20 protein-coding genes are annotated in these 24,084 nt (G+C 70.5%); 5 read left to right on the forward strand and 15 right to left on the reverse strand.

Annotation, left to right across the window (positions count from 1 at the left end):
• The first annotated feature begins 96 nt into the window (after positions 1-96).
• Together GA0115234_RS38830 and GA0115234_RS38835 are read left to right on the forward strand one after the other, a co-directional pair.
• Positions 97-879 (forward strand): IclR family transcriptional regulator, encoded by a 783-nt coding sequence (locus tag GA0115234_RS38830; RefSeq protein WP_093551212.1) that lies wholly within the window; start codon positions 97-99, stop codon positions 877-879.
• A gap of 96 nt (positions 880-975) precedes the next feature.
• Positions 976-3,261 carry a DEAD/DEAH box helicase gene (locus GA0115234_RS38835; RefSeq protein WP_093551213.1) on the forward strand — a complete coding sequence of 762 codons (2,286 nt, stop codon included), beginning with the start codon at positions 976-978 and terminating at the stop codon, positions 3,259-3,261.
• Between the two features lie 55 nt (positions 3,262-3,316).
• Here GA0115234_RS38835 and GA0115234_RS38840 read toward each other — a convergent pair whose 3' ends face one another.
• Positions 3,317-4,423, reverse strand: a complete 1,107-nt coding sequence (locus tag GA0115234_RS38840) for a multicopper oxidase domain-containing protein (RefSeq protein ID WP_237542106.1) — start codon at positions 4,421-4,423, stop codon at positions 3,317-3,319.
• Positions 4,424-4,617: 194 nt separating this feature from the next.
• Here GA0115234_RS38840 and GA0115234_RS38845 point away from each other — a divergent pair, with 194 nt between their 5' ends.
• Positions 4,618-7,110 (forward strand): ThuA domain-containing protein, encoded by a 2,493-nt coding sequence (locus tag GA0115234_RS38845; RefSeq protein WP_093551559.1) that lies wholly within the window; start codon positions 4,618-4,620, stop codon positions 7,108-7,110.
• A gap of 74 nt (positions 7,111-7,184) precedes the next feature.
• On the forward strand, positions 7,185-9,341 hold the full coding sequence (locus tag GA0115234_RS38850; protein ID WP_237542117.1) for an OmpL47-type beta-barrel domain-containing protein: 2,157 nt from the start codon (positions 7,185-7,187) through the stop codon (positions 9,339-9,341).
• 12 nt (positions 9,342-9,353) lie between these two features.
• On the opposite strand, the gene GA0115234_RS38855 is transcribed toward GA0115234_RS38850, so the two are convergent.
• Together GA0115234_RS38855 and ligD are read right to left on the reverse strand one after the other, a co-directional pair.
• Complete coding sequence (locus GA0115234_RS38855) at positions 9,354-10,433, reverse strand: hypothetical protein (RefSeq protein WP_093551217.1); 1,080 nt, start codon at positions 10,431-10,433, stop codon at positions 9,354-9,356.
• Complete coding sequence (gene ligD / locus GA0115234_RS38860; RefSeq protein WP_093551219.1) at positions 10,430-11,440, reverse strand: non-homologous end-joining DNA ligase; 1,011 nt, start codon at positions 11,438-11,440, stop codon at positions 10,430-10,432. Before ligD ends, GA0115234_RS38855 begins: the two co-directional genes overlap by 4 nt.
• A gap of 97 nt (positions 11,441-11,537) precedes the next feature.
• Here ligD and GA0115234_RS38865 point away from each other — a divergent pair, with 97 nt between their 5' ends.
• The gene (locus GA0115234_RS38865; protein ID WP_093551221.1) at positions 11,538-12,605 is read left to right on the forward strand and encodes an ATP-dependent DNA ligase; all 1,068 of its coding nucleotides are present in this window, start codon (positions 11,538-11,540) and stop codon (positions 12,603-12,605) included.
• A 38-nt stretch (positions 12,606-12,643) separates the two neighbouring features.
• On the opposite strand, the gene GA0115234_RS38870 is transcribed toward GA0115234_RS38865, so the two are convergent.
• The 12 genes from GA0115234_RS38870 to GA0115234_RS38925 all read right to left on the reverse strand — a co-directional run bounded on the left by GA0115234_RS38870 (position 12,644) and on the right by GA0115234_RS38925 (position 24,083).
• Positions 12,644-13,849: a lytic transglycosylase domain-containing protein gene (locus GA0115234_RS38870; protein ID WP_093551223.1), complete on the reverse strand. Its 1,206-nt coding sequence runs from the start codon at positions 13,847-13,849 to the stop codon at positions 12,644-12,646.
• Between the two features lie 22 nt (positions 13,850-13,871).
• On the reverse strand, positions 13,872-14,618 hold the full coding sequence (locus tag GA0115234_RS38875) for a hypothetical protein (RefSeq protein WP_093551225.1): 747 nt from the start codon (positions 14,616-14,618) through the stop codon (positions 13,872-13,874).
• Between the two features lie 40 nt (positions 14,619-14,658).
• The gene (locus tag GA0115234_RS38880) at positions 14,659-15,156 is read right to left on the reverse strand and encodes a hypothetical protein (RefSeq protein ID WP_093551227.1); all 498 of its coding nucleotides are present in this window, start codon (positions 15,154-15,156) and stop codon (positions 14,659-14,661) included.
• A gap of 89 nt (positions 15,157-15,245) precedes the next feature.
• A complete protein-coding gene (locus GA0115234_RS38885) occupies positions 15,246-15,878 on the reverse strand; it encodes a hypothetical protein (protein ID WP_093551229.1) in 633 nt (210 codons plus the stop codon).
• Complete coding sequence (locus GA0115234_RS38890; RefSeq protein ID WP_093551231.1) at positions 15,875-16,396, reverse strand: hypothetical protein; 522 nt, start codon at positions 16,394-16,396, stop codon at positions 15,875-15,877. Before GA0115234_RS38890 ends, GA0115234_RS38885 begins: the two co-directional genes overlap by 4 nt.
• Positions 16,393-17,655 carry an MCE family protein gene (locus GA0115234_RS38895; RefSeq protein ID WP_093551233.1) on the reverse strand — a complete coding sequence of 421 codons (1,263 nt, stop codon included), beginning with the start codon at positions 17,653-17,655 and terminating at the stop codon, positions 16,393-16,395. The genes GA0115234_RS38890 and GA0115234_RS38895 overlap by 4 nt, the downstream gene beginning before the upstream one ends.
• On the reverse strand, positions 17,652-18,812 hold the full coding sequence (locus GA0115234_RS38900) for an MCE family protein (RefSeq protein ID WP_093551235.1): 1,161 nt from the start codon (positions 18,810-18,812) through the stop codon (positions 17,652-17,654). Before GA0115234_RS38900 ends, GA0115234_RS38895 begins: the two co-directional genes overlap by 4 nt.
• Positions 18,809-19,921, reverse strand: coding sequence for an MCE family protein (locus GA0115234_RS38905; protein ID WP_093551237.1), 1,113 nt, complete (start codon positions 19,919-19,921; stop codon positions 18,809-18,811). The genes GA0115234_RS38900 and GA0115234_RS38905 overlap by 4 nt, the downstream gene beginning before the upstream one ends.
• 1 nt (position 19,922) lies before the next feature.
• On the reverse strand, positions 19,923-20,942 hold the full coding sequence (locus GA0115234_RS38910) for an MCE family protein (RefSeq protein ID WP_093551239.1): 1,020 nt from the start codon (positions 20,940-20,942) through the stop codon (positions 19,923-19,925).
• Complete coding sequence (locus GA0115234_RS38915; protein WP_093551241.1) at positions 20,939-21,970, reverse strand: MCE family protein; 1,032 nt, start codon at positions 21,968-21,970, stop codon at positions 20,939-20,941. The genes GA0115234_RS38910 and GA0115234_RS38915 overlap by 4 nt, the downstream gene beginning before the upstream one ends.
• Positions 21,967-23,280: an MCE family protein gene (locus GA0115234_RS38920; RefSeq protein WP_093551242.1), complete on the reverse strand. Its 1,314-nt coding sequence runs from the start codon at positions 23,278-23,280 to the stop codon at positions 21,967-21,969. Before GA0115234_RS38920 ends, GA0115234_RS38915 begins: the two co-directional genes overlap by 4 nt.
• On the reverse strand, positions 23,280-24,083 hold the full coding sequence (locus tag GA0115234_RS38925) for an MlaE family ABC transporter permease (protein WP_072485014.1): 804 nt from the start codon (positions 24,081-24,083) through the stop codon (positions 23,280-23,282). Before GA0115234_RS38925 ends, GA0115234_RS38920 begins: the two co-directional genes overlap by 1 nt.
• Position 24,084 lies beyond the last annotated feature (1 nt).

Here is a 24,084-nt window from a genome sequence, read left to right on the forward strand (position 1 = left end):
CACAGTGTTTCGCCACCCGGTTTCCCGGAATCCCAACTCCCGTAATGTGGCAACCACATACCCCGCCATCCCCTCACGAGCGGAGAGTGATCCGATATGACCGAGGCCACGGAGGCACGTGCTCCCGGTGGCGCCCAGGCGGTTCAGCGCGCCCTGGACGTCCTGCACTGTTTCCATGACAACGGCCCCGATGTCAGCGCCTCCGACCTCGCCCGCCGCCTCGGGCTCTCCGTCTCCACGGCGCACCGGCTGGCCCGCACCCTGCTCGGTGCGGGCTTCCTGGAGCAGGACGCCCGCACCTCCCGCTACCGGCTGGGCCCCGCCGTGACCGAGCTGGGCAGGCTCTCGTACCACCAGCGGGGTCTGCATCTGGCCGCCCCCGAGCTCACCGATCTCGCCGAGCGCACCGGCGCCACCGCCGACCTGGCGCTGCGCAGCGGCCCCCATGCGGTGATCGTCGCGGGCGGTTCGGTCACACCGAAGGTGGGGCTGCGCAGGCCCCTGCACTCCACGGCGCTCGGCAAGGTCCTGCTGGCCTGGGCCCGGCCGGGCGAGAGCGGGCCCGCCTCGCTGCCTCCGCTGCCCGCGTTCACCGACCGCACGATCGTCGAACCAGCGGCCCTGGAGGCCGAGTTGGCGAAGGTACGGTCCGAGGCCTACGCGCTCAACGACGGCGAGTCGGCCCACGGGGTGCGGACCCTGGCGGTCCCGGTCCTGGACGGCGCCGGTCATGCCCGCTTCGCACTGGCGGTCCGGGCCACACCGGCCGTGATCACGGACGCCCGCACCGACTGGTTCCTCGCGCAGGCCCGCTCCTGCGCACGGGCGCTGGAGGTCCTGCTGCTCTCCCCCGCCGAGCGCCGGCCGCCCACGCCCTGAGCAGCCGCGCTGTCGGTGCCGCGTGGCACGATAGGAGCCGTCCGGGGCAGGTGCCGGGCAGGACGGCAGCCGGGCTGCGCGGACAGAGGGACGTACATGACACAGGCCGGGCCGACGGAGGACGGGGCGCTCACGGGAAGGGCCGCCCGGGAGCTGCTGACGCGGGCCGAGCAACTGCTGGCGACCGCGCACGCGGTGCTGGCCGACCACACCCGTGCCGTCGGTGCCGTGCACACCGCGCTGGATCCGCTGCTCGACGCGCTCGTCCGCCGGGAGCTCGCCGCCATCCCGGCCTCCCGGCTCAAGGACGTCACCGAGGGCAGGCTGCGGCTCGGCGCGGTCGAGCAGGCCGGTTTCACGACCGTCGGCCAGGTCCACGAGGCCAACCGCTACGAGCTGCGGCAGATCCCCGGGGTCGGTGCGCAGACCGCCGACCAGGTGCTGGCCGCGGCCGGGCAGATCGCCCACGCGGTGCGGGAGACGGTCGCCGTCCGGATAGACGTGGACGCCCCGGACGAGGCCACGACCGCCCTGGTCATCGCGGTGCACCGGCTGGTCGACGCCGGTCCCGACGTCCGGCGGGCGGTGGACGCGGCGGGCCGGCTCGTCGGCAGGCTCCAACCCCTGCTGGACGCGGCGGGGCCGGCGCGCGGGCGGCTGCGCATGCTGTTCACCGGACGGCAGGCCCGCTCCCGGGCGCTGGAGGCCGTCGCCGAGGTGCACACCGCCGTCGCCGAGGCGGAGGGGCGCGAGCTGTCCCTGTTGTTCGGGCAGGTCTCGGTCGATCTGCTGCGGGCCCCGGAGTCGGACATCGCGGCGTGGGTGGATTTCGAGCTGCGGTCCGCCGAGTACTACAGCCTGCTCGCCGAGATGTCCGGCGCGGGCCCCGACCGGGACGCGGCCGAGGGGTTCCTGCCGTCCGGGATGGCGGACCGGGTGCGTGGTCTGCGGCTGGACGACGCCCATCTGCGTGTCTCGCTGCGCGGCTACCAGTCCTTCGGCGCGCGGTTCGCGCTCGCGCAGAAGCGGGTGATCCTCGGCGACGAGATGGGGCTCGGCAAGACCGTTCAGGCCATCGCCGCGCTCGCCCATCTCTCGGCGCGGGGCGAGACGCACTTCCTGGTGGTCTGCCCGGCGAGCGTGCTGATCAACTGGGCGCGCGAGATCCGCGCCCGCTCCACCCTGCGCACCCTGCCGGTGCACGGCCCCGAACGGCAGTCCGCCTTCGACGTGTGGAGTCGCGACGGAGGCGTCGCGCTCACCACGTTCGACGCCCTGCACACGCTCCCGGCCGCCGCGGACTGCGGACTGCGGCCCGGAATGCTGGTGGTCGACGAGGCCCACTACGTCAAGAACCCCGCCACCCGCCGGTCCCGGGCGGTGTCCGGCTGGACGCAGCACACCGAACGGGTCCTGTTCCTGACCGGCACGCCCATGGAGAACCGCGTCGAGGAGTTCCGCAGCCTGGTCCGTCATCTCCAGCCGGAGCTGGCCCCCTCGATACACACCACCCATGGAGCCGCCGGTTCGCTGGCCTTCCGCAGAGCGGTCGCCCCGGCCTATCTGCGGCGCAACCAGGTGGATGTGCTGACCGAGCTTCCCGCGCTGGTGCAGGTCGACGAGTGGGAGCGGTTCAGCCCCGGTGATCTCGATGCCTACCGCGAGGCGGTGGGCGCCGGGCACTTCATGCGGATGCGCCGGGCCGCGTATGCCCGGCCCGCCACGTCCGCGAAGCTGAACCGGCTGCGCGAGCTGGTGGCCGAGGCCGCGGGCAACGGCCTGAAGGTCGTGGTGTTCTCCTACTTCCGCGAGGTGCTCCACACGGTCGGACAGGCCCTGGAATCACCCGTGTTCGGCCCGCTCTCCGGGAGCATCCCCGCCCCCCGCCGCCAGCGCCTCATCGACGACTTCGGTGCCGTGGACGGCCATGCCGTGCTGCTCAGCCAGATCCAGGCGGGCGGGGTCGGGCTGAACATGCAGTCGGCGTCGGTCGTCATCATCTGCGAACCGCAGATCAAGCCGACGATGGAGCACCAGGCGGTGGCCCGCGCGCATCGGATGGGGCAGATACGGACCGTCCAGGTGCACCGGCTCCTCGTGGCCGACAGCGTCGACGAACGGATGCTGGACATCTTGGCCCGCAAGGAGCGGCTGTTCGACCTCTACGCGCGGCGCAGCGACGTCGCCGAGACGACCCCGGACGCCGTGGACGTGTCGGACGGGGCCCTGGCCAGACGCATCGTCGAGGAGGAACAGCTGCGCCTGGCGACCGCGACGACCACGACGGACGCCACCCCCGCGATGGACGAAGCGGTCGAGATCGACGGAACCGACGGGACGGCCGCGGTGGACGAGACGGCGCCCGAGGTGCGGGAGGGCTGACGCCGCCGGTCCGCGGGCGCCGCCCGGCGGCGTCGGCACCCGCGGACCGGCGGAGTCAGGATCCGTGCGCCTCCGGGCCGTGCGCTGCCGTGCTCTTCGCACGGCTTCCGGACGTCTTGCCGGCCGCCTCCTTCGCGGGGGCTTCACCGGCGGGCGCCCCCTTCCCGGGCTCGGCCTTGCCGGGAGCCGCCTTGCCGTGGGTCATCATGTCGTGCGGGTCGTACCCGGGCACGGTGCCGTCCGGTTTGGCGACCAGCAGCAGCCCGGCCATGCCCATGTCGGAGTGGCTCTGCACATGGCAGTGGTACATCCAGGCGCCCGCGCCCACGTGTTCGCCCGCGATGACCTGGAAGCCGAAGGAGTCCGCCGGGCCGACGATCTTCGTGTCGATGACCCGGCTCGGGTCGTCGGGGCCGGTGAGCAGTCCGGTCCGGTTGTCCGCCCAGCGATGACCGTGGATGTGGAACGTGTGGTAGTACTCGCCGTGCGTGATCATGACGACTTCGAGCCGGTCCCCCACCGTGGCCTCGAAGTTCGGGCTCTCGTGGGCCGCCTTGTTGTTGATCGTCATGTCGTTGAAGACGATCGTGATCGTCTTGTCCGGCAGGATGTCGCCCTTGCGCCGGACGACGAGCGGACCGTAGAGGCCCTTGCGGATGCCGCCGGTGCCGTGGTCCGTGCCGACGACATGGTCGTGGTAGTGCCAGTAGCCCGCGCTGCCCGGCTGCCAGGTGCCGTCCTTGCGCCGGCCGGGGGCGTGGGTGCGCCAGGTGTAGGTACGGGTGCCGCCGGGTTCGACGATGCTCTTGTTCATCCGGGTGCCGTCGCTCGCGATGTCGTAGTCGACGCCGTGCGCATGGAGGCTGACCGGTATGTCCGCCGTGTTCTCGAACTCGATGTGCAGGGTGTCGCCCTCGTTGACCTCGATGAGCGGGCCGGGGATCGACGCCTTCCCCTTCTCCAGGCCGTATCCCATCTGACCGTCCGCCAGTTTCTCGGCGTACAGCTTGAGATGGCGGACCGCACCGCCCGCCGGGGCGGTGTCCAGCGCGGGTTCCGCCGAGCTGGCGTCGATCGACCCGAGGGACAACGATGTCAGGCCGGTCGCGGCCGCCACTCCGCCACCGACCAGCATCCGCCGGTTGAAGCTCCTTCTGTCCATGCCGAACTCCCCACTGAGCCAAGGAATTTGGAGCGTCGACCCGCCCCGGACGGCCCACACCGTAGCCGGAGGATCTCCGTTTATCCACAGCCAGGACAAAGTTCGTGCAATTGCCGCCATAGCTATTGGCGGACCGCGAAAAGAGGTCTAGCTTCATGCGCTGTTGCAGTGACCAAAGAGGGGTGGGTGACCACATGCAGCGCGCACCACATCACCGGTCCAGATCGCGACGCGGCCTCGCGGTGGGCCTCGCGGCCGGCGCACTGACCGCTTCCCTGCTCGGCGCCGGTACGGCCGACGCCAAGCCCTATCCGGAACCGCCCGACTCCCGGGCGACAACGTTGTCCCTGCCGTCGCCGCCGGGCGGCGCCGACGTCAAGGTGCTGGTGTTCCACGCCTCGGCGACCGAGGAGTCCCCGACGGTCGACGCCGGGATCGCGGCCATCGAGAAGATCGGTCTCACCGGCCCGGAGGCCGGCCGGTTCAAGACCGTCGCCACGGACGACCCCGCGGTCTTCACCAAGGCCAAGCAGCTCGGCAGGTACAACGCCGTGGTCTTCCTGACCGGCGGCGGCGACGTCCTGGACCCGGAGCAGGAGGCCGGTCTGGAGGCGTACATGGAGGCGGGTGGCGGCTTCCTCGGCATCCATGACGCCGCGCGCACCGAACCGTACTCGGACTGGTTCACCGGCCTGGTCGGCGCCCGCCCTGCGGCGGACAGCCCGACCGCCGTACAACGTGCGACGGTCGAGGTCGGCGACCGGCAGCATCCGGCGACCAAGAACCTCCCGCTGGAGTGGAAGCGCCCCGACAAGTGGCTGAACTGGACGGAGAACCCGTCCGGCGATGTGCACACCGTGGCACGCGTCCGCGAGCTCACCTACAAGCCGGGCGCGAGCGCCAACGGCTGGGACCACCCGGTCTCCTGGTGCCGCGACTACGACGGCGGCCGGTCCTTCTACACCGCCATGGGCGGTACGGTCGACAGCTTCGCGGAGACCGACTTCCGCGACCATCTGCGCGGCGCGCTGGACTGGACGACCCGGATCTCGCAGGCCGACTGCAAGGCCACGATCGACGCCAACTACAAGGCCGAGCGGGTCACCCAGCCCAACCAGCCGGGACGGAACGACCAGATCGGCGAGCCGCACGGCCTGGTCACCGCCCCCGACGGGCGGGTGCTGTACATCGGACGCGGCGGCGCCGACAGCAGCAGGCCGGTCGTCACCGACTGGAACGACCCGGACATCGGCAAGGGCCAGGGGCAGATCCACGTCTACGACCCGAAGACCAAGAAGGTCACCCTCGCCGGTGAGCTGACGATCTTCGGCAACAAGGGCGGCGGCGACGAGCTGGTCAAGGTCGAGGAGGGGCTGCTCGGCATCGAGCTGGACCCGGACTTCGAGAAGAACGGCTGGGTGTATCTGCACTACACCCCCCACGCGAAGCTCGACCGCGACAAGCAGATGGCGGTGCGCCAGGTCTCCCGCTTCACCCTGGACCTGTCCACCAACAAGCTGGACCTGTCCTCGGAGAAGGTACTGCTGCACTGGCCCGTCCAGGTCCACAGCTGCTGCCACGCGGGCGGCGGGATGGCCTGGGACTCCAAGGGCAATCTCTACATCGCGACCGGTGACAACAACTCCTCCGGCTTCAGCGACGGTTACTCCGGGAACAACCCGCAGCCGAACTACAAGGGCGTCTCGTTCGCCGACGCCCGCCGCACCGCGGGCAACACGAACAACCTCAACGGGAAGATCCTGCGGATCCACCCGGAGGACGACGGCACCTACACACTGCCCGAGGGCAACCTCTTCACCGGCAAGGAGCCCGACGAGGGCGGCGGCAGGACCCGCGGCGAGATCTATGTGATGGGCGTGCGCAACCCGGCCCGGATCTCCATCGACAAGTCGACGGACACGCTGTACGCGGGCTGGGTCGGCCCCGACGCGGGCGCGCCCTCCACCACCTGGGGGCCCGCCAAGTACGACACGTTCGCCGCGATCACGAAGGCGGGCAACCACGGCTGGCCGTACTGCATGGGCAACAAGCAGCCCTACCGGGACCGCAATCTGCCGGACCCGTCCAAGCCACTGGGCTGGTACGACTGCGACCACCCGAAGAACGAGTCACCGAACAACGACGGTCTGGTGAATCTGCCGCCGGTCACCTCCAACACCATCTGGTACTCGCCGCAGGGCGGTGGCGTGGACTACCCGCGCGACGCGAACGGCATCCCGAGCTACAAGGTCGAGGACCAGAAGGAGCTGCTGCCGTGGCTCAAGGGCGGCGGCCAGGCCACGATGAACGGCCCGGTCTACCGGTACGACGCGACGAGCACCAGCGCCGACAAGTGGCCCTCCTACTGGGACGGCAAGTGGTTCGTCGGTGACTTCTACGACGACACCCAGCCCCGGCACGCCGTGCTCACCGACCCGAAGACGGTCGGCAAGGGCGGCCTGCCGACACACGCCGAGTCCCTGCGGAAGATCATCCCGGTCGGGGCGGACGGCATCCGCAACCTGATGGACTGGAAGTTCGCCCCGGACGGTTCGCTGTACGTCCTGGACTACGGGCGCGGCTTCTTCACCTCCGACTCCAAGTCCGCGCTGTGGCGTGTGACGTACAAGGGCGGCGGTCCGACCCCGGCCGCCGGGGATCTGGCCAGGAAGGCGGCAGTGCGGTGAGACATCGTCCGGTTCTCTCGCGAAAGCGGTACCGTCCCGCCCGGCTGTGGCTCGCGCTGGTGGGTTCGTTCCTGATGGTGCTGGGGCTGACCTCGACGGCGGCGTACGGCCGTACGGCGGCTCCCGCGGGTGCGGCGGCCGATCAGGTCCTCACCTGGACCGCGGGCGACCCCATCGACCACTATCTCTCCGCCCCGAAGACCGCGGTGGCCGGCAAGGCGACCATCGTCTTCGAGAACAGCGCGGCCACCGGGAACACCACGGGGATGCCGCACACCCTCACGTTCAGCGTCTCGGACCCGGAGTTCAACAACGACGTCACACTGAACATCCTGGCCAATCCCGGCGACGACCAGGGCGGCAAGCACACCGCCGAGGTCACGCTCTCCCCCGGCCGGTACTTCTACCACTGCACCATGCCGGGGCACGAGGCGATGCAGGGCATCCTCGTCGTGACCGACGGCGGTGGCGGCGAGGACACCACGGCGCCCGGCACCTCGGCGACGGTGGACGGCGACAAGAACGCCGACGGCGCGTACATCAGCCAGGCGACGGTCACCGTCTCGGCCACCGACGACGGCTCCGGCGTCGACACCATCGAGTACGCACTCGGGGCGGACGGCGCCTGGCAGCCGTACACCGCACCCGTCGTGGTCAACGAGATCGGGACGCACACGATCCGCTACCGGGCCACCGACAAGGCGGGCAACACGGCGGCCGGGAAGTCCGTCGACTTCACCGTCGCCGCACCGCCCACGGATGACGGGACGCCGCCGGAGACCTCGGCGACGGTGTCCGGCGAGAAGGACGACCAGGGACGGTACCTGGGGATGGCGACGGTCACCGTGACCGCCTCCGACACCGGGTCCGGCGTCAACACCATCGAGTACGCACTCGGGGCGGACGGCGCCTGGCAGCCGTACACCGCACCGGTGATGGTGCACGGGACCGGCACCCACCAGGTCCGCTACCGGGCCACCGACAGGGCGGGCAACACGGCGGCCGAGAAGTCGGTGGACTTCACCGTCGTCGCGCCCCCGACGCAGGACAAGACCCCGCCGGAGACCTCCGCGAAGGTGGAGGGGGCCAAGAACTCCGACAACGCCTACATCACCAGCGCCAAGGTGAGCATCACCGCGACCGACGCCGAATCGGGCGTGGACAAGGTCGAGTACTCGCTCGACGGCGGCCCGTACCTCGCGTACACCGGCACCGTCATCGTCGACCGCGTCGGCTATCACACCGTGGCCCACCGGGCGACGGACAAGGCCGGCAACACCTCCGTCGCACGGCAGGTGTCGTTCACCGTCGCGGAGAGCGGGGGCGTACCGGCGCCGAACTGCCCGGAGTTCGACGAGCGGCTCACCGTCATCGTCGGCACGGTCGACACCGGGGTCCCCAACCGCGTCACGGGCAACCGCTGCACGATCAACGAGCTGATCGAGGACGAGAAGGACTGGTCGTCGCACGCGCTGTTCCTCAAGCACGTCGACGGTGTCCTCGACAAGCTGCTCGCCGCCGGTGTGATCGACACCCGCGAGCACAAGAAGATCTACCGGGCGGCCAAGCAGTCGGGCATCGGGCTGCCGGGCCAGGACGAGGGCTACAAGAAGCTCTTCGACGGCACGGCGGCGTCCTTCGCCAAGTGGCAGCAGGTCGGCGGCGGCAAGTTCGGGCTCAACCCGGACGGCACCCTCACCAGCTCCACCGCGGTGGACGGCATGGGCATGCTCTGGTTCCCGGGACGGCAGTACGGCGACTTCTCGCTCAAGCTCCAGTGGCGCGACGACGCACCGGGCTCGGGCAACGCCAACAGCGGGGTGTTCGTCCGCTTCCCGAACGTCCACGACAACCCGGAGGAGTCGCGTCCCGAGTGGGTCGCCATCAAGTACGGCCATGAGGTGCAGATCCTCGACCGTCCGGACGGCGACATGTACAAGACCGGCTCGGTCTACGGCTTCGACCGGATCGGTCTGGCCGGTGCCGGGGTCACGCCCAAGGGCACCTGGAACGACTACGAGATCCGGGTGGTGGACCAGCACTACTCCGTCTACCGCAACGGTGTCCTGCTGAACGAGTTCGACAACGACGGCGGCCGGCTCTTCGAGCCGCCGCGCGACGACGACCCGGGCACCGACGGCCGGCGGTACGCCTCCGGTTACATCGGACTCCAGGTCCACAGCGCCACGGACGTGGTCTCGTACCGCGACATCCGCATCAAGGAGCTGTAGCCCGAAGCGGGATCAGGTGGCCGTGGCCGCGTGCTGAGGCATGCGGTCGCGGCCTCCGGGGTGCCGGTGGCGCCACACCCAGAACACCGTGCAGGAGACCAGCGCCCATACCCCGAGCACCAGATACGGGAAGATCCGCTGGTGGCCCTGGTAGTAGACCGCGGTGTGCTGGGCGTTGACGGAGGCGCCCGGCGGCAGCCAGCGTCCGATGTGCCCGAGCACGGACGGCAGGAGCGGCCAGGAGACCGCCCCGCCGGACGACGGGTTTCCCAGGAGCACCATGACGCCCCAGGTCGGGAGCATCGCCCAGCGGCCCATCAGGGTGTTGAACATGGAGAAGACCATGCCCGAGGTGAACATGGTGAACGCCAGGATCAGCCAGGACTGGAAGAACGGCAGGTCCACCGCGCCCAGCCACCAGTCCACCACCGCGGCGATGGCGAAGGCGCCGAGCAGTGAGTAGGCGATGGTGAAGGCGATCCGTTCCAGTGGGATCAGGGCGCGGGCGTGCACACTCAGCTGGATCGCGCCGACGAAACCGAGGATGACGGCGGCGAGCGAGATGTAGAACAGGGCGAGACCGCGCGGGTCGCCGCGTTGCAGGGGCTTGATGTCCCGCACGGCGACCGGCTCCCCGAGCTCGGCCCCCACCTTCGCCGCGGACTCCGTGAGCAGCTGGGCGACGGCGGCGCCGGAGGCGCTCGCGACGTCCAGTGACACACCGCGGTCCGTGGCCCGCATGATCGCGAAGACCTCCTGCTTCTCCAGTGCCTCGCGGGCCTGGGCCCGGGTCGCGAACACATGGATGTCGAGGGAGGCGTCGAGCGCCTTGTCCATGCCGGCGACGAACGCCCTCCCGCGCTCCGTCGCCGGGTGGCTGACCACGGCGGTCGGGATGCGGTGCGGGGTCGGGTTGGCCATCGCGTAGGTGTAGGAACCGGCGAAGAGTCCGGCCGCGGCGGCGAGGATGAACACCAGGACGGTCGCCGGGAAGTACGGCGAGTCCTTGTACGCGGCCCATTTCTGGGCGCGGGTCAGCGGCCTGCCGTGTGCCCCGTGCGGTGCGGCGGGCCCCGGGCCGGGCGCACTCATCCCTCGGTGCCCTCGTCGTGCCGGGCCCGGCTCGGCTGGACCCGTTTCGGCTCGCCGGGCATCTTCGGGTACTCCGGCGGATACGGCAGGTCGCCGAGCCCGCGCTCCCGCTCGTCCCGGTCCGCCAGCTCCAGCAGCCCGTCGAGCCGGAAGGCGTGGTCGTCCATGTCCGCGTGCACATCGCCCAGGTCGGCGTAGCGCTTCGGCATGGTCCGGATGTCGAAGTCGCGCGGTTCGGCGTCGTCGATCTCCTCCCAGCGCAGCGGGGCGGAGACGGGGGCGTACGGCCGGGGGCGTACGGAGTAGGCGGAGGCGATGGTGCGGTCTCGGGCGGTCTGGTTGAAGTCGACGAAGATCCGTTCGCCGCGCTCCTCCTTCCACCAGGCCGTGGTCACCCGGTCCGGCATGCGGCGTTCCAGTTCGCGCCCGGCGGCGATGGTGGCCCGTCTGACCTCGGTGAACGTCCACTCCGGTGCGATCGGGACGAAGACATGGATGCCCCGGCCGCCGGAGGTCTTGGGCCAGCCGCGCAGCCCGTGGTCGTCGAGCACGGACCGCAGCTCATGGGCGGCCCGCACCGCGTCGGCGTAGTCCGTTCCGGGCTGCGGGTCGAGGTCGATGCGGAGTTCGTCGGGGTGGTCGGTGTCGGCGGAGCGGACCGGCCAGGGGTGGAAGGTGAGGGTGCCGAGGTTGGCCGCCCAGATGACGGCGGCGAGCCCGGTGGGGCAGATCTCGTCGGCGGGCCGCCCGCTCGGGAAGGCGATCCGTGCCGTGGGGATCCAGTCGGGGAGGTTCTTCGGGGCCCGCTTCTGGTAGAAGAACTCGCCTTCGACGCCGTCCACGAAGCGCTGGAGGGTGGTGGGCCGGTCGCGCAGGGCGCGGGTGATGCCGGGGCCCACGGCGAGGAAGTACTCGGCCACGTCCCTCTTGGTGTAGCCCTTCTCCGGGAAGTAGACCTTGTCCGGATGGGAGAGCCGTACGGCCCGTCCGTCGGCTTCGAGCTCCACTGCTTTCACCGCTGCACCCATGACGGTCACGGTAGGCCGGGCTCCCATATGGCGCATATCGGGAGACTTGCACCCGGTGGCGGGTGAGAATCGGGCCATGGACCTGCCGGTGATGCCTCCTGTGAAGCCGATGCTCGCCAAGTCCGTGGCCAGGATCCCGCCCGGTATGCAGTACGAGGCCAAATGGGACGGCTTCCGCGCGATCGTGCACCGGGACGGCGACGAGGTGGTGATCGGCAGCCGCACCGGCAAGCCGCTGACCCGCTACTTCCCCGAGCTGGTCACCGCCGTCCGGAACAATCTGCCGCCGCGCTGTGTGATCGACGGCGAGATCGTGATCGCGTACGACGGGCGGCTGGACTTCGACCGGCTCAGCGAACGCATCCATCCCGCCGACTCCCGGGTGCGGCTGCTCGCCGAACGGACCCCGGCCAGTCTGATCGCCTTCGACATCCTGGCGGTGGGGGACGATTCGCTGCTCTCCGCCCGGCAGTCCGAGCGCCGTGCCGTGCTGGAGGCTGCCCTGGCCGAGGCCTCGGCCCCCGTCCACCTCGCCCCGGCGACCACGGACCCGGCCCTCGCCCAGGAGTGGTTCGAGCGGTACGAGGGCGCCGGGCTCGACGGTGTGGTGGCCAAGCCGCTCGATCTGCCGTACCGCCCCGACACCCGGGTGATGTACAAGATCAAGCACGAGCGGACCGCCGACTGCGTGGTGGCGGGGTACCGCTTCCACAAGAGCGGCCCCGTCGTGGGCTCGCTGCTGCTCGGGCTGTACGACTCCGCGGGAGTGCTCCAGCATGTCGGGGTCTGTGCGGCCTTCTCGATGAAGCGCCGCGAGGAGATGGTCGCGGAGCTGGAGCCGCTGCGCGTCGATTTCGCCGGTCACCCGTGGGCGGCCTGGACCGATGCCGAGGCGCACGAGCACGCCCGGCTGCCCGGGACGCCGAGCCGCTGGTCCGGGAAGAAGGACCAGTCGTGGGTGGCGCTGGGCCCGGAGCGGGTCTGCGAGGTGGCGTACGACCACATGGAGGGCGACCGTTTCCGGCACACCGCCCGGTTCCGCCGGTGGCGACCGGACCGTACCCCTTCCAGCTGCACCTACGCGCAGCTGGAAGAGGTGGTGCGGTACGACCTGGCGGAGGTGCTGTCGGCCGGCGGACGCTGAGCGCCTGTCGGGTGACCTCGGAGCGGGCCGGTCGGAGGTCAGCCGACAGATGCCGGGCCCGACGGCGTGGCGCAGGGGTCCTCGCTCGTCGTCGGGTCGGGTTCCGGGGATTCGGTGGGCCCGGTGGTGTCGCTCGGGTCCGGGGTCGGCGAGCCGGTCGGGCAGCCGGGGCCCGGCTCCGAGGTGCCGGGGTCGGGGCTGGTGCCGGGGTCCGGGGTGGCCGATCCGCTGTCGGTCGGGTCGGGCGAGCCGGTGCCCGGGTCGGGGGAGCCGGTGGGGTCCGGGGAACCGGTCGGCGATCCGGAGGGAGTCGGGATGGCCGACGGGGAGGGGTGGGGCGATCCGGAGGGCTGCGGGCCCACGATGATGCCGCCACCGGGGGCGCCGGGGCCGCCGACCGGATGCTTCGGCTTGTTCGGGCCGCCCGCGCCGGGGCTCTTCGGCACGGTGCCCTTGCCGTCGGCCACCGGGTGGCTGCCCTTGCGGTAGAACTCCAGCCAGGACAGCACGGTGCGCAGATAGGTGTCCGAGTGGTTGTAGCTGAGGATCGCCCGGTCCAGATCGGCCTTCACCGACAGATCGCGCGGTCCGGCGCAGAGGTAGTACCCGGCGGCGAGGGCGGCGTCGTAGATGTTGGCCGGATCGCGGCGGCCGTCACCGTTGCCGTCCTTGCCCCAGTGGGCCCAGGTGGAGGGGATGAACTGCATCGGGCCGACCGCCCGGTCGTAGGTCCGGTCGCCGTCGTACACCCCGTTGTCGGTGTCCGGGATGTCGGCGAAGCCCGCCCCGTTCAGGACCGGTCCGAGGATCGGGGTGAGCGTCGTGCCGTGGGCGTCCACCCGTCCCCCGCCCGCCTGGCCGGACTCGACCTTGCCGATCGCCGCGAGCAGCTGCCACGGCAGCCGGCAGCCGGGGTCGGTCTTCCCGAGTGCGCCCTCCGCCTTGCGGTAGGCGGCGAGCACGGTGGCCGGAATGCCCGCCTCGGCCCATGACCGGGCGGCGACCGGGCTCTGTTTCGCACCGGCCTTCGGCGGCTCCGGCGTCTGGAGCGGCGGCAGTTCGGTGTGGTACGAGTCGTCGTTGGGTACCTGCGACCACGTGACCTCGTCGGACTCCTGCGGCTTCTTCGGTGTCGCGTCGTGACCCACGAGTCCCGGTGCCTGGGACGCGGTGAGCGCGGTCATCACGGCGAACGCGGCCGCCGTGCCGCCGAGTCCGCGGCGCATCGTGCCGTTGAACCTCATGCGTGCTCCCCTCTCCCCCGGGTCACCGGGTGAACGTATCCATGGCGGAGATCCGCCAGGTGTCGCCGCGGCGAACGGCGTCCACGGCGAACATGGCCGCCGCGTAGGTCGTCTCCTCCGACGTGCCGGTGCGGGTGTTGCTCTGGTCGGCGAAGATCAGCAGCCGGGCCCGGTCGCCGTCGAGGAGTTCCACACCGCTGTCGGTGACGGTGGTGGTCAGCACGAGCTTCTGCTTCTGCCCCTGGGCGCGGACCTGGGCGAGCATGTCCTTGTGCTGCTGCACCGCCTTGCCGACCAGATGGGTCCTGGCCGCCTCCTCGGACGCGGCGGGCGAGGCGTAGTTGTAGGAGAACACCGCGCCGACGGCGTCGGCGATCTGGCCCTTCACCTCGCTGGTGCGGCCGATGTCTGTGAGGGCGGTGTTCTGCCGGGACGGGTCGTCGCGCAGGCTCGCGGCCGAGGTGAACGCCCAGGCGGCGAAGGCCCCGAGGAGCACGGTGAGGGCGCAGAGCACGGCGGGCAGCCGGACACGGAGCCGGGAGGTCCGCCCGCCGCGCGGTTCCGGCTTCTCCGGGGCCTCGGCCGGATCGTCGTCGTCCACGGCCTCGTCGGCGGTAGTGGTGTCCTTCGGTGCGGCGGGGCGCACCGGCTCGTCCCGGGACACGTCCGGGGTCTCGGGCCCGCGCGCCGGGGCGGCCGAGGTGGCGCGTTCCGCGGCGACGGTGGCCAGGCGGCGCTGACGGTTGACCAGATGACGGGTGGTCGACATGTCCGGGGTCCTCTCGGTGACGGGGTGGGAGTCGGTGGCGTCAGCCGGCGGTGTTGCCGACGGGCGCCTGGCCTAGGGCGCTGAGCTTCCACCCCTCGGAGGTGCGGGTGAGCTTGCCGAGCATCCGGCTCTCCTTCACCGCGGGCTTTCCCTTCGGCGCGGTCACGGTGACCCGCAGCGCCACCATGACTCCGGCCTTCCCGGCCCGGTCGTCGAGTTCGGTCACCGCCCCGGACAGGATCTGGGCCGTGCTGACCGTCTTCGCCTCCTGGATCTGCTTGATGAACGCCGTCCGCCCGTCGACGAGTTGCTGGTGCAGATCACCGGTGGTGGAGTCCTCCCAACTGTCGAGGCCCTTCTCCAGCTTCCGGTGGTCGAGCGTGTTCATGTTCTGTACGGCCTGCTCGCCCGCGGCCAGCGCCTCGTCCCGGGCCTGCGCGTACGCCGCCGAATCGTCGTGCGAGGCGTCGTACCAGGACACTCCTCCCCAGGCGCCCGCGCCGGCCGCCGCGACCGCCAGCACGACCGCCGCCGCCATCAGCGGGTTCCTCGTCATCCGTACCCGTGCCATGTGCTGTCTCTCCCCTGCCGACCGATCCGTACCGGGTTGCGCGAATGTGGGCGCCGCTATCTGGCGGTGATCCCGACCACGGTCCAGTGCCCGTCCCGCAGTTGGGCGGTGACGGAGAGCTGTGCCGCCGCCGTGGTGGCCGGCTTGCCCTGCCGCTCGTAGACCTGGTCGAGGAAGACCAGCAGATGAGCGCTGTCGTCCGTCAGCCGGGTCACTCCGGCACGCACGACGTGGGTGGTGAGCGTCAGCTTCTGGTCTGCGGCCTGCTTCTCGACCTGGCCGAACAGTGCCGCGTACTGCTGGAGCGCCTTGCCGGCCAGGAGTTGCTTCGCCGACTCCTTGGTGACGCCGGTGGCTTGCGGGCTGTAGGAGAAGACCTTGCCGAGCGCGTTGCTGACATCGCCCGCGACCCGGGTGGTCGCCTCGCTGTCGGTCAGCGCGCGGTTCGAGGTGGCGGGGGTGTCGCGCAGCGCCCTGCCCTCGGCGAAGAGCGCGCCGCCGGTCGCGAGCAGCGCGACGACCAGGACCGCTGCCACGACGCGCGGCCACCGCCGGGCGGGCTCCGGTGTCTGTGTCGAGCCCTCGTCGGCGGCCGCGCCGACCTCCTCGACCTCCTCAGCCTCCTCGGCGTCCCGCGTGTCCGGGTCCGTGTCCGTGGTCACGACCGCTGTCCCTCCCCGCTCCTTCATGCACCGCTCCCGACCGGAATCGCCGTGAGCGCCTTGACCTTCCAGCCGTCCGCGGTCCGGGCCAGCGTGGCTTCGAAGCGTTTGCGTTCGGTGCCGCCCTTCCCGGTGCGCGGGGTGACCTCGACATCGACGGTCGCGATCATCTCGGCCGTTCCGGTCCGCTCGTCGAGCGCGGTGAGCGCCGCGTCGGTGACCTTCCCGCGCGCGGTGGCACCGGACGTGGTGAGTTCCTTCGCGTCCTTGCTCCGGGTACGGCCCAGCTGGTCGTGGAGCGGCCCGGTCGAGGAGTCGAGCCAGGCCGCCAGTCCGCTGTCCACGGTCCCGGCGTCCTTGGCGTCGAGGCTGTTCAGCAGGGCGAGGCGGTGCTTGCCGTCGGCCAGCGCGACATCACGGTGCTTCGCGTACGCCAGGCTGTCGTCGCCGCGGGCCCGCGCGTAGGACCAGCCGCCGAGGGCGCAGACCAGCACGGCGGCGAGCAGCACCGCCCAGCCGGTCAGGGTCTTCGTACGGGTCGTCATCGGCCGCCCTCCTGTCCGAGTCCCAGCAGTCCGGCCATGCCGTCGCCGTCCGACTGCGGCCGGCCGGTGACACCGAGTGCCCCGGGGAGCCGGTCCGCGGAGCCGTGCCCCAGCAGCATCGAGCCGGGCTTGGCGGGCTCGGGCACGCCGCCGCCCTTCGGCGCGTTCGCGCTGCCGCGTACGTTGATGCCGGTGCCGGGCGAAGAGGTGCAGCGGGCCTTGGTGTTGACGGGCGGTCCGGCAGTGGTGTCCAGGCCGCTGCGGTAGACCGTGGAGCCGTATCCGGCGGTGCAGGGCAGGGGCTCGAAGAAGGTGACCGCCATGCCGAACCGGGCGCCGTTCTCGTCGATCACACTGGACCCGGCGGCCGCCACGGCGGGCAGTTTCACCAGCAGCTCCTCCATGCCGCGCTGCCGGGTGACGGCGACCTCGGAGGTGGTGAGGAGGTTGGCGACGACGACGCCGAAGCTCGGGTCGAGGTCCCGCAGCAGTCCGCTGATCTGCCCGGTCGCGTCGGGGGTGACGGCGATCAGCTTGCGTAGATCGGTGTCGGATCCCTTGAGCTGCGCGGCCAGTTCCTTGGCGCCGGAGGCGAAGCCCTTGAGCGCTTCGCCCTGTTCGGCCTGGGTGCGCAGCACGGTCCGGCCGTCGGCCATCAGCCGGGTGTTGACGGGCAGTGCGTCGTCCGCCGCCTGGACGAATTCGCTTCCGGTGTCCAGCAGTACCTGGAGGTCGTCGCCGCGCCCCTCGAACGCGGTGCCGAACTCGTCGACGACCGTGCGCAGGGACTCCAGGTCGACGGAGCTCGCGAGGTCGTTGACGCTGGTGAGGACGTTGGTGACGGGGGCGGGGACGGTGGTGTCGGCCTGGTCGATGACGGAGCCGTTGGCCAGGTACGGGCCCCCGGTGCGGGTCGGCCGCAGGTCGACGTACTGCTCACCGACCGAGGAGAGGCTGGCGACGACGGCCTTGAGCCCGTCCGGGATCTTCGGGGCGTCCTTCTCGATGCGCAGTTCGGCCTCGACTCCGTCGTCGGTGAGCTCGATCGGCCCGACCCGGCCCACCGACACGCCCCGGTAGGTGACGTTGGAGTGGGTGTACAGCCCGCCGGTGCGCGGGAGCTGGACCTTGACGGTGTAGTAGCTGCGCAGTCCGATGTAGTGGCCGAGGTCGGCGTACCGCACTCCGAGGTAGCCGAGCACGAGCACCGCGATGACCAGGAAGGCGATGTTCTTGAGCCGGATGGCGAGGGTGATCATCGGCTGCTCCTGTCCGTGCCCGCCGTCGGGACCTCGGGAAGGGGCAGCGGCAGCGCCTGGCTGGTTCCGCCGGTGCCGCCGGTACCGGTACCGGGCTGCGGGGAGACCGCCGGGATGATCGGCGGGACGATCTGCGTGCCGGGCATGGCCGTCACATCCAGGTAGACGTTGAGGTAGTCGCCCTTCACCCCGCGCAGCACTTCGTCCGTGAACGGGTAGGTGAGCAGCACCTGGAGGGAGTCGGGCAGGTCGCGGCCGGAGTCGGCGAGCGCCTTGAGGCTGGGGGCGAGGGCCTTGAGGTCGGCGATCATGTCGGCCTTGCTCTTGTCGATCGTGTCGACGGCGACGGTGGAGAGGGTGTCGAGCGAGCGCAGCATGGTGAGGAGCGAGCCGCGCTGCTTCTCCAGGACCTTCAGGCCGGGGCTGAGTCCGGTGAGGACCGTGCCGACGTCCTGTTTGCGGGTGGCGAGGGTGGCGGAGAGCCGGTTCACCCCGTCGAGGGCGTCGGTGATGTCCTTCTTGTGGCTGTCCAGGTTCGTGACGAGGGTGTCGACCCGGCCGAGCATGGAGCGCATCTGGGGTTCGCGGCCGGCGAGCGCCTTGTTGAGCTCGGTGGTGATGGTCTTGAGCTGGTTGATGCCGCCGCCGTTGAGGAGCATCGACAGGGCGCCGAAGACCTCTTCGACCTCGGGGTTGCGGTTGGTGCGGGTCAGTGGGATCCGGTCGCCGTCGGCGAGCCTGCCCTGCGCGGTGCCGCGTGCGGGCGCGGCGAGCTGGATGTACTTCTCGCCGAGGAGGCTGGACTGTTCCAGATGGGCGTAGGCGTTGGCGGGCAGTTCGACCGTGCCGTTGACGCGCATGGTGACCTTGGCGTTCCAGCTGCCCGAGCCCAGGGAGACCTTGGTGACGCGGCCGACGGCGACGTCGTTGACCTTCACCGAGGCCTGCGGGGCGAGGCTGAGCACGTCCGCGAACTCCGCGGTGATCTCGTAGGGGTGGTCGCCGAGGTCGGCGCCGCCGGGCAGCGGCACCTGGTCGATCCCGGTGAACGACGGCAGGCCGGAACCGGTGACGACGAGGGCCAGGCCGACGCCCACGGCCAGCACCGCGGCGACGCCGGTCGTGCGGGCTCCGGGTCTGCGCAGCACACGGCTCATCGGTTCGCCCCCTTCTTTTCCTTGGCGGTCTTCGCCGGGGTGCCGTAGACGGTGCCGACGGCCGGGAGCGGCAGCGTGGGCAGCGCCTTGCGGCGTGCGGTGTCCACCGGGGTGAGGCCGGCGAGTGCGCCGGCCTCGGTGAGCGGTCCGCCCATGGAGAGCTCGTTGAGGTTGGTACGGCCGTCGAGCGTGCGGTTCACCGGGTCGTAGGCGTTGACGACGTTGCCCGCGGTGAGCGGCAGGGTGTCCAGGGACTCGGCGAGCGAGGCCCGCTGGTCGACCAGGGTCTGGGTGAGCGGCACCAGGGCGTCCACGTTCGCCTTGAGCGCGCCCCGGTTCTTCTGGATGAAGCCCTTGACCTGGCCCAGCGCGGTGCCCAGTTCCTTCAGGGCCGCGCTGAGGTTCTCCTTGTCGTCGGCGAGGAATCCGGTGACCGAGTTGAGCTGCTGTTCGGCGGCGCGCACATTGCCGTCGTTGTCCTTCAGCATGGTGGTGAAGGTCTGGAGGTAGGACAGGGTGTCGAAGAGGTTCCCGCTGCTCTTGTCGAGGGTCTTGGTGGCCTTGCCGAACTGCTCGATGGAGTTTCCGATGGCCTTGCCGTTGCCGTCGAGGTTCTTGGCCCCGGTGTCGAGGAGTCCGGAGAGCGCTCCGTCGGCGTTGGCGCCGTCCGGGCCGAGGGCCTTGGAGAGCTGGGTGATGGAGTCGTACAGCTGGTCCACCTCGACGGGGGTGGCGTTGTTCGCGGCCGGCAGTACGGCGTGGTCCGCGATCTGCGGTCCGCCGTCGTAGGCGGGGGCGAGCTGGATGTAGCGGTCGGCGACGAGGCTCGGCGCGACGACCACGGCGTGCGCCCCCTTGGGGACCTTGACCCCCTTGTCGACCCGGAGGGTGACCTTCACCTCCTTGCCCTTGGGCATGACCGATTCGACCCGGCCGACCCTGACGCCGAGGATCCTGAGGTCCGATCCGGCGTACACACCGGTGGCCTGGTCGAAGTAGGCGGTGATGGTCGTCGTTCCCTCGTCGTCCAGGGCCATCACACCGGTGGTGGCCGCGACGGCCACCACGGCGAGTCCGGCGCCGATGCCGACGATGCGCTTCATTCTCATGTCAGCGGCCGCCTTGCTGCTTGGGTGGCTTGCACTCGGCCCCGGCGGGCGTGCCCGCGGGCACGTACTCCTTCGGGACGACTCCGCAGACGTAGTTGTCGAACCAGCGGCCGCTGCCGAGGGTGTTGCCGACGAGCCTGTTGTACGAGCCCGCGAGCGAGAGCACCTTGTCGAGACTCTTGCGGTTCTTCACCAGGACCGCGGTGACCCGGCCGAGCGAGTCCAGGGTGGGCTTGAGCTGCTTGTCGTTGTCCCGCACCAGGCCGGTGAGCTGGGTGCCCAGGTCCCTGGCGCCGGTGAGCAGCAGATGGATGGAGTCGCGGCGTGCCTGGATCTCGCCGAGGAGCAGGTTGCCGTCCTCCAGCAGGGTCTCGAAGCTGCTCTTCTTGTCGGCGAGCGTCCTGGTGAGCTGCTTGCTGCCCTTGAGGAGGGTGGCGAGCTGGGCGTCCCGTTCGGAGACGGTCTTCGAGAGGGCGGAGAGCCCGTCGGCCGCGTTCTTCACGTCCGGCGGGGAGTCCTTGAAGGTGGCGGAGATCGTCTCGAAGCTCTTGGCGAGCTGTGCGGTGTCGATCTCGCCGATGGTCTCGCCGAGTCCGTTGAACGCCTGGGTGACGTCGTACGGGGAGGTGGTGCGGCTCGCCCCGATGCGCTCGTGCGGGTCCTGCGGGGCGTTGCCCAGCGGGTCGACGGCGAGGTACTTCTCGCCGAGCAGCGTCTTGATGGCGATGCCGACGGTGGAGGAGTTGCCGATCCAGACGTCCTTGACCTTGAAGGCGACCTTCACCTTGGGGCCGTCGAGCGAGACGCCGGTGACCTCGCCGACCTTCACTCCGGCGACCCGTACCTCGTCGCCCTCGCTCAGTCCGGCGGACTCGGTGAAGTCGGCGCTGTAGGTGGTGCCGCCGCCGATGAAGGGCAGCGAGTCGACGCGGTAGGCGCCCAGGCCGATGAGGGCGAGGACGAGCAGTCCCACGACGGCCACGGCGACGGGGTTGCGTTCGCGTACGGGGGTGAACCTCATCCCTGGCACCTCGGCTTCCTGACCTCGATGCCGGTGGGCGGGGCGCTGCCGTCCTCGGTGGTCACTCCGCTGACCTTGGCCTCGCAGAGGTAGAGGTTGAGCCAGGACCCGTAGGAGGTGAGCCGGGTGATCGCCGCCATCTTGGCCGGGGTCTTCTGCAGGAAGTTCTCGATCTGCGGATTCCCCTTGTCCAACTGGTCGGACAGCCGCCCGAGTTGCTTGATGTCGCTCTTGAGGGGGGCGCGGCCGTCGTCGAGGAGGTCCGCGGTGACGGTGGTGAGCGCGCCCATGGCGGTGACGGCCTCGCCGAGCGGTTTGCGGTCGCCGGCGAATCCGGTGACGAGCTGCTGCAGGGTGTCGACGAGTTCGTCGAAGCCCGCCTCCCGGTCGTTGACGGTCTTCAGGACCGTGTTGAGGTTCTTGATCACCTCACCGATCACCTTGTCCTTCGCGGCGACCGTGCCGGTCAGCGAGCCGACGTGCGAGAGGATGCTGTCGACGGTGCCGCCCTCGCCCTGGAGCACCTGGACGATGGATCCGGCCAGCTGGTTGACGTCGGGCGGGGAGAGTCCTTCGAAGAGCGGCTGGAAGCCGTTGAAGAGCTGGGTGAGGTCGAGCGCCGGGGTGGTCCGGGAGAGCGGGATGGTCGCTCCGGCGGCGAAGCTCCTGCCGACCGGTCCGGCCCCCTGGTCGAGGTCGATGTACCGCTGGCCGACCATGTTGAGGTACTTGATCGAGGCGGTCACCGAGGCGGGCAGTCTGCGCCCCGCGCGGACGGCGAAGCCGACCTCGGCGAGCCTCTTGTCGGCCACCGAGATGGACTCGACCTGCCCGACCTTGACCCCGGCGATCCGGACGCTGTCGCCGACGACCAGCCCGGTGGCGTCGGTGAACCTGGCCTTGTACGTGGTGGTGTCGCCTACCCCGGTGTTGGCGATGGACAGTGCCAGCACGGTGGTGGCCAGCACGGTCACCAGGATGAAGACGATCGATTTCGTGAGGGGACCGGCGAGAGAGCGGCGCTTCACTTGAGCTTCACCTCCGCACCGCGGAAGGCCGGACCGATGAGCACGCTGCTCCAGTCGGGCAGGGTCTGCGGCTGGACTTTCAGTGAGGGAGCGACCAGCTCGTTGACGAGTTGGCTCTCCTGCGGGGAGTTGGGCATGCCGAGGGCGGCGTCCTTGGCCGAGGGCGCAGTGCCGGACGGCTCACCGGTGTGTGCGGTGCCGGGCGCCGTGGCCGCCGTCGCCGTGCGGGCGTCCGCGGTCGGCACGGCCTTGCCCACGTACGGCACGGAGTAGCAGTGCGGTCCGCCGGTCGCCTGGTAGACCGGGGTGTCCTTGCCGGGCACGTACCTGCCCTTCGACTTCACGGGCTTGACGGTGACGTGGAGTCCGGGCCGGTCGGTGCCCTTGCCGAGCGCCTTGTCCATGGCCGGGACGAAGCCGGCCATGGTCCGCAGGGTGCAGGGGAATTCGTCCGAGTACTTCGCCAGCAGCTCCAGCGTCGGCCTGCCCGTGGCGGAGAGCCGGATCAGGTTGTCCTTGTTCTCCTGGAGGAACGAGGTGAGGTCCCGTGCGGAGGCGGTCGTGGAGCCGTAGAGCCCGGCCAGCTGCGCCTGCTGTTCGGCGATGGTGCCGCTGGTGGTGGTGAAGTCGGTGAGTGCGTCCAGGACGTCGGGGGCGGCGTCCCCGTACACCTTGCTGACCTTGACCAGTTCCTTGATGTCGGCGTTGAGCGTGGGGAGTTGGGGGTTGAACTTCGCCAGGTGGGCGTCGAGCCGGACGAGGGTGTCGCCGAGCTTCTCGCCGCGTCCCTGGAGGGCCTGGGAGACCGCGCCCAGGGTGGCGGCGAGCTTCTCCGGTTTGACGGCGGTCAGCAGCGGCAGGACGTTGTCGAGGACCTCCTCCAGCTCGATGGCATTGCTGGAACGGTCCTGCGGGATGACGGAACCGGCCCGCAGCGGCTGCGTGGACGGCATCTCGGGCGGTACCAGTGCGACGAACCGTTCCCCGAAGAGCGTGGTGGGCAGCATCTGGGCGGTCACATCGGCCGGGATGCGGCCGAGCTTGCCGGGGTCGATGGCGAGGGTGAGCCGGGCCCCCTTCCCGTCGGCCGAGATGGCGCGGACCTGCCCGACGACGACACCGCGCAGTTTCACATCGGCGTTGTCGTGCATCTCGTTGCCGACGCTGGAGGTGAGCACGGTGACGGTGGCGTCGTCGGTGAAGTCCTTCCGGTACACCGAGACCGAGACCCATACGAGCACGGCCGGCACGAGGAGGAAGGCGACTCCGGCGAGTCTGCGGCGGACGGTCTGCGTCCGGTGGGCATTCATCAGCCGGCCACCTTCACCGTCGTGGTAGCGCCCCAGATGGCGAGGGAGAGGAAGAAGTCGGTGACGCTGATGAGCACGATGGCGTTGCGCACCGACCGCCCGACCGCGACACCCACACCGGCGGGCCCGCCGGTGGCGTGGAAGCCGTAGTAGCAGTGGGCGAGGATCACCATCACGCTGAAGATCAGCACCTTGAGCACCGACAGCAGCACGTCGTCCGGGGAGAGGAAGAGATTGAAGTAGTGGTCGTAGGTGCCCGCGGACTGCCCGTTGAACAGGACCGTGATGTAGCGGGACGCGAGGTACGAGGAGAGCAGCCCGATCGCGTACAGCGGGATGATCGCGACGACCCCGGCGATGATCCGGGTGGAGACGAGGTACGGCATGGACCGCACCCCCATCGCCTCCAGGGCGTCGACCTCCTCGTTGATCCGCATCGCTCCGAGCTGGGCGGTGAAGCCCGCGCCGACGGTGGCGGAGAGCGCGAGTCCGGCGACGAGCGGGGCGATCTCGCGGGTGTTGAAGTAGGCGGAGATGAAGCCGGTGAAGGCGGAGGTGCCGATCTGGTTGAGGGCCGCGTACCCCTGGAGGCCGACGACGGTGCCGGTGAAGAGGGTCATCGCGACCATCACGCCGATGGTGCCGCCGATGACACCGAGTCCGCCGCTGCCGAAGGCCACTTCGGCCAGCAGCCGCTGGACCTCGCGCAGATAGCGGCGCAGGGTCCGTGGCACCCAGATCAGTGCGCGTACGTAGAAGGTGAGTTGTTCACCGGATCGGTCGAGCCAGCTGAGCATCGACATC

Source organism: Streptomyces sp. DvalAA-43, assembly GCF_900091725.1.
Classification (GTDB): Bacteria; Actinomycetota; Actinomycetes; order Streptomycetales; family Streptomycetaceae; genus Streptomyces; species Streptomyces pulveraceus.